The 5215-nt window shown below is 34.9% G+C and carries 6 protein-coding genes and 2 pseudogenes; 5 read left to right on the top strand and 3 right to left on the bottom strand.

Annotated features, from left to right (window positions below):
- Nucleotides 1-592 precede the first annotated feature (592 nt).
- Complete coding sequence (locus FTV52_RS14185; RefSeq protein ID WP_005245164.1) at nucleotides 593-1792, top strand: integrase arm-type DNA-binding domain-containing protein; 1200 nt, start codon at nucleotides 593-595, stop codon at nucleotides 1790-1792.
- 41 nt (nucleotides 1793-1833) lie between these two features.
- On the opposite strand, the gene FTV52_RS14180 is transcribed toward FTV52_RS14185, so the two are convergent.
- Entirely contained in the window at nucleotides 1834-2247 is a 414-nt protein-coding gene (locus FTV52_RS14180) for a Cd(II)/Pb(II)-responsive transcriptional regulator (protein ID WP_005245163.1), read from the bottom strand.
- Nucleotides 2248-2326: 79 nt separating this feature from the next.
- Between FTV52_RS14180 and FTV52_RS14175 the strand changes: the two genes are divergently transcribed.
- Nucleotides 2327-2731: a hypothetical protein gene (locus FTV52_RS14175; RefSeq protein ID WP_163146585.1), complete on the top strand. Its 405-nt coding sequence runs from the start codon at nucleotides 2327-2329 to the stop codon at nucleotides 2729-2731.
- Nucleotides 2718-3605: a cation diffusion facilitator family transporter gene (locus FTV52_RS14170; protein WP_127800877.1), complete on the top strand. Its 888-nt coding sequence runs from the start codon at nucleotides 2718-2720 to the stop codon at nucleotides 3603-3605. Before FTV52_RS14175 ends, FTV52_RS14170 begins: the two co-directional genes overlap by 14 nt.
- 84 nt (nucleotides 3606-3689) lie before the next feature.
- Here the strand turns inward: FTV52_RS14170 and FTV52_RS14165 are convergent.
- Nucleotides 3690-3914 (bottom strand): annotated as a pseudogene (locus tag FTV52_RS14165) (efflux RND transporter permease subunit); the annotation flags it as partial.
- On the opposite strand from FTV52_RS14165, the pseudogene FTV52_RS14160 reads away from it, so the two are divergent.
- Nucleotides 3914-4057 (top strand): annotated as a pseudogene (locus FTV52_RS14160) (antitoxin HicB); the annotation flags it as partial. The pseudogenes FTV52_RS14165 and FTV52_RS14160 sit on opposite strands and share 1 nt — an antisense overlap.
- A gap of 252 nt (nucleotides 4058-4309) precedes the next feature.
- On the opposite strand, the gene FTV52_RS14155 reads toward FTV52_RS14160, so the two are convergent.
- The gene (locus tag FTV52_RS14155; RefSeq protein ID WP_004658363.1) at nucleotides 4310-4561 is read right to left on the bottom strand and encodes a hypothetical protein; all 252 of its coding nucleotides are present in this window, start codon (nucleotides 4559-4561) and stop codon (nucleotides 4310-4312) included.
- Nucleotides 4562-4755: 194 nt separating this feature from the next.
- On the opposite strand from FTV52_RS14155, the gene FTV52_RS14150 reads away from it, so the two are divergent.
- Nucleotides 4756-4977: a helix-turn-helix transcriptional regulator gene (locus FTV52_RS14150; RefSeq protein WP_004658364.1), complete on the top strand. Its 222-nt coding sequence runs from the start codon at nucleotides 4756-4758 to the stop codon at nucleotides 4975-4977.
- The last annotated feature ends 238 nt before the right edge of the window (nucleotides 4978-5215 follow it).

The raw sequence follows: 5215 nt of genomic DNA, 5'->3' as shown, positions 1-5215 counted from the left end.
ATATACCAAGACACTCACCTAAAATACAAAAGATAATCATTTAAATCTCTAATAAATACCCACCTTGCCACTACTGAATCGACATAGACAAAATGAGAACTTATGCAAATATTTGTCTATATTTTTAGTTATAGTTAATTACTCTCGTAAAACAGCTGACGAAGTCCGAGATAGAATCATTGCGTCAAAACAAACGTGATGCTTATGCACTTATGATGAAAATGAATTAATTATTATTTAATTAAGTTAAAAGACTGCTATATAGCGGTCTTTTTTGTTTTTGAGCTCTACAAATTTTAATGAGTACATATAGTTACTTTTATAAAAATGATAATAAAGGGTAGAGGAGGTCATCTAAGAATTTAAAGCACAAGACTTATTTAACATTGATGACAGAAAAAGTGAGTTGTTGGGAACTTAAAGAAGAGGTGGTACTTATAATGGTTACTAAAATACAAATACTTAAAATATTAAATATATAAAACAATATATTACAAATATATATGATGCGTAGTGTACGCATCATACATAAAGCGTTCTATTTTGATATAATTGATCCAATCAACCCATTGTTAGGTTTCATTTAAATTCCATGAGTCTTACTGAAATTAAAGTTCGCCAAGCTCATTGTAAGGAAAAAACCAGTTTTTTATCCGATGAAGATGGGCTTAGCCTGAAGATTGAGCCGAGTGGAAGAAAATCTTGGTGCTATCGCTATACAGATCCACAAACTAAAAAACGTCGACGCATTCAGTTAGGTCGTTATCCTGATTTATCGCTGAAAAAGGCACGACAAGTCAGAGATGACTTTAAAGACAATGATTTCTGTTTTGAACAAGATACTGCCTCTAATGTCATCACCTTTGGTAAGGTCGGGGAGGAGTGGTTACAGTTCAAACTGAAAAATGCCTTCAACGATCTACCCCGCTGTGGTGTACTACAGTTAGCAGAAAGATGCTTACAGCAAGATATTTATCCAGACCTTCAGGATCTACCTTTTCAAAACATCAAGCGTTATGACCTGGTTTCAGTAATCAAAAAAATAGAGGGACGCCAAGTAAAAGAACCTGTCAAGAAAGCTTGTAGTTATTTGAACCAAATTTATGACTACGCTGTAGCGATGGGTTATTGTGAATTCAACATCGCGCATGGTTTAAATAAAATCGCCATTAACAGTAAAATCAAGAAAAATTATCCGTATTTGAAAGCGGAGGATATATCTGATTTTAAGTATAAATTACAAAAATTGGATGCCCATCCGATTATTAAAAAAGCACTGCTGTTCAAATTACATACTGGCGTGCGAGGGGCTGAATTGTTATTGGCTGAGCCTCATCATTTTGATTTAAATGAAAAAGTCTGGAAAATACCTGCCTTGCATATTAAACAGTTTCGACGAAAAGTCATATTAGGCCATGAGATTCCCGACTTCTTAGTTCCACTTTCAGATCAGGCTTTAGATATTTTAAAAGACGTCATGCAATGGTCATACGGTGAAAAGTACATTTTTGCTAGCCCACGGAAACATAATCAACCGATTCATTTTAATACATTAAATATGGCTATACGTAAGATGGGCTATGGAAAACATCAATTATCCTCTCATGGACTACGTTCCACTTTTAGTACCATTTTGAATGACTCAGGTTTGTTCCAGGATAACTGGATTGAGGCACAACTTTCACATATTGATAAGAACCGTACCCGTGCCAGCTATAATCACGCTGACTATTTAGCCCAGCGGACTGAAATGATGCAGTGGTGGGGTGATTATTTAAGTACTGCTAAGTGAAAATCGTACTTTTATACATAGACTTAAAACATTATGGGGTTTCAAATGGATAGTAAACAATATACTTGCCGTGTTACATGGTCAGCAGAATATAATGAGTATGTTGGGTTGTTCGAACCACAAGCACTAGCCATTTGTTGTAATTCAGCTTTAAGCGCCCTTAATTCTTTCATGCGTTTATTCACTAGTGCAAGTTGCTGATCAATTAATGCATTAACGCTAGAGCAGCTTTCTTCTGGCTTATTTTTTAATTCGATAAGACGTTTAATATCATTGAGTGATATATCTAGGCTGCGACAATGCTTTACGAATTCCAATTGTTTAAGTGCTTTGCTATCATACAGCCTGAAATTACCTTCTGAACGATTTGGATTTAACAGTAATCCTTCTCTTTCATAATATCTAATCGTTTGTATTGAACAGCCCGATTTTTTTGACAATTCGCCTATTTTCATCAATTTCCCCCAGACATTTGACTCTATAGTTACTATAGAGTCTATAGTATAAGTATGCAACGAAAAGGATATATAAAAAATGACTGAGAAATATTTAAACAATACGAATATCGTTAATTTTGAACACAAAGATATCCAATCCTTGATCGATCAACGTAGGTGGAAAAACTTGGATAACTTCAACAAAATTGGTGCCGCTTATCAGTTTGTAAAAGATGATTTTTGTGGTTATGGTGTTGCAACAAAGTGCTTTTCATCACCAGATACAGATTGGCGTGGAGAAAATACCTATATTCAAAAAGAAGGTATTCATGATGACTTTGGGCTTTATGATTCCCCTGATGAGTTCTATCTCGAAAAAGGGACTAACTTGTCGGGGTTCAAACGCTGGATATATCAACGCTTGATACGTCACTTGATTAATATGAATGTATCAAAACTAAGAAATAGAAAAGTACTAGAGGTACAAAATGCACAACCATAATCATAGTCATCAACATGGTAAAGATGACCGTATTGGTTGGGCATTTTTCCTTAATGTGACATTCACTATTATCGAATTTATAGGTGGTTGGCTCACTAACAGTACGGCGATAATGGCAGATGCAGTTCACGATCTTGGTGATAGTCTTTCAATAGGTTTTGCGTGGATTTTAAGTCGTTTTTCAGATAAAGAAGCATCAGATAAGTTTAGTTATGGTTATCGTAGACTTACTCTCTTTGGCGCATTGATAAACAGTATTGTTTTAATCATTGGCTCAATTTGGATTTTATTTGAAGCAATTCCAAAGCTGTCCAATCCTGAAATGCCTGTAGTCGAGGGGATGTTAGGGCTAGCGATACTCGGCGTTGCCGTTAACGGATATGCTGTATTAAAATTAAAAGCGGGTGAAACATTAAATGAGAAAGTGCTGACATGGCACCTTCTTGAAGATGTACTTGGATGGGTTGCCGTTCTTATAGTCTCTATCGTACTGTTGTTCGCTGAACTGCCGATATTAGATCCCCTTTTATCAATAGGGTTCACGCTGTTCATCTTGTTTAATGTTTTCAAAAACCTGAAATCAACACTCGTTTTATTTCTTCAAGCTGCACCCGATAAAGAGACTCAAAAGCGTATTAAACTATCACTAATGGAATTTCCTGAAGTTAATGGTATCCACCACATGCACTTTTGGTCACTAGATGGTGAAAGTCACGTTTTAACAGCGCACCTTGAGCTGAGTGACAACTTTGACGTTAAAGAATTAATTAGGCTTAAACAAGAAGTTGCAGCTAAATTATCTTCCTATCATTTATCGCATACAACGATAGAGTTTGAGTTTTTAAATGAAAATTGTCGGGATGAAGCGCAGTAAGCTTTATCAATAAAATGTTGGGCATACAATATTAAAAGCAGCTTAATTAGGCATAACCTAGTAATTAAGCTGCTTTTTTTGATTTTAAATTTCGTCGGATTGCTGTTTGCTACTCTCAGAGCCATGCGCCCATTGATATAAAATAGGCAATACAAACAAAGTTAAAATTGTAGAAGATACAATACCGCCGATAACAACTGTTGCTAGTGGTCGTTGTACTTCTGCACCAATTCCAGTGTTTAACGCCATTGGAATAAAACCTAAACTTGCGACCAGTGCCGTCATTAAAATAGGTCTTAAACGAATGATGTGCTGAGTTTCCATCATTGTCTTGGCTTGATGCGGATCAGTCTAAAGCATTCTCAGGAATAGAGGAGCTCGTTGCTGATGTTGTCGCTGATATGATTAGCAATAATGAAAAAGTTCCTACACCACTCTCCGGGAAAATATAGTAGGCAGTTTGTTGTCCTTGTTCTCAGTGGTTCAACAAAAACTAGCCCTCGAAGCCGCAGAACGTGGCGTGGACATAAATTGTTTAGTATCAGTAAAAAGAGCGATGTAATTTTAGTACGAGTGAGTGATAGAGCAGGAACCTATGCTTCATATATTCAGTAAATGGTATGTTTTTGAATTAATAGGTATTTTTAAATAAAGCTTTCTTTGATTTAGTGCTTTTTATTTAATAAATTAATTTTAAAAACAACTTAGGCTAATTGATAAACACTATCTGGAAAGATTAAAAGAAAATATTTTTTAATTTCTGCTAATTCATTTAAGGCAGGTTCCCTTTCAAGCAGTTGAAATGTCCAAATAAGTACAGCCTGATGATTATCATAGCAAGTATTTACTCCAAGAAAATTAGCCATTCCATAACTTCTATTGATGTTCATTTCTTTAATTAATTGATTTCCTAAGTCACGAGCTTGCTGGCTGATCAATAACTCATTTGGTAACACGGCGGTCATCTCCACAAAATAATCTAATGCAGGTTCAATCCTTATATTTAAAAAGTTATAATTTAGTTGAAATGGATAAAATATACTTTCTATAAGTTGTAATAACCTGCTGTAGGTTAATTTTAGCAAAGTATTACTCAGTCAACAACTTCAAATAACCCACAGCAAGTTATTTTTTGTAAATTAATTTAAATATGATTACTTGTAAGTTATCTAGCCTCATGGGCGATAGAAAAATTTTAAAATTAAGTGAAGTGGTGCATGCAACAGGTATCAATCGCAACACGCTCACAAGTATGTATTATGACCGTGCTGTACGTATTGAATTACCAGTCGCCGATAAGTTGTGTAAGTACTTTAACTGTACGATGAATGATTTGTTTGAGTTTAAGGAAGAAGTTGAAGAAAAAGATTAACTTAATACTTCGTTTGATAAGTTTTTCGAAGAAAAAGACTAGCCAATACTTAGTTTGATAAGTTTTTCTCTGCAGATCTAATATTGAATTTTATAAAATATCATTACAAACAGAGGTGGTTCCACTTGTTTGAACAACTAAAAGCGTATTTATAAGTGATATTCCGCTCTAGTTAAGCCACCTTGTTTTGTTGGGGTAGCTGATCATAGTAAAACTCATTTGGTGTCATTTTGTCTAG

It is taken from the genome of Acinetobacter sp. YH1901141 (assembly GCF_013416935.1).
Taxonomy (GTDB): domain Bacteria; phylum Pseudomonadota; class Gammaproteobacteria; order Pseudomonadales; family Moraxellaceae; genus Acinetobacter; species Acinetobacter towneri.
The sequence above is the reverse complement of the archived record's forward strand: the minus strand, read 5'-3'. Positions and strand labels throughout refer to the sequence as shown.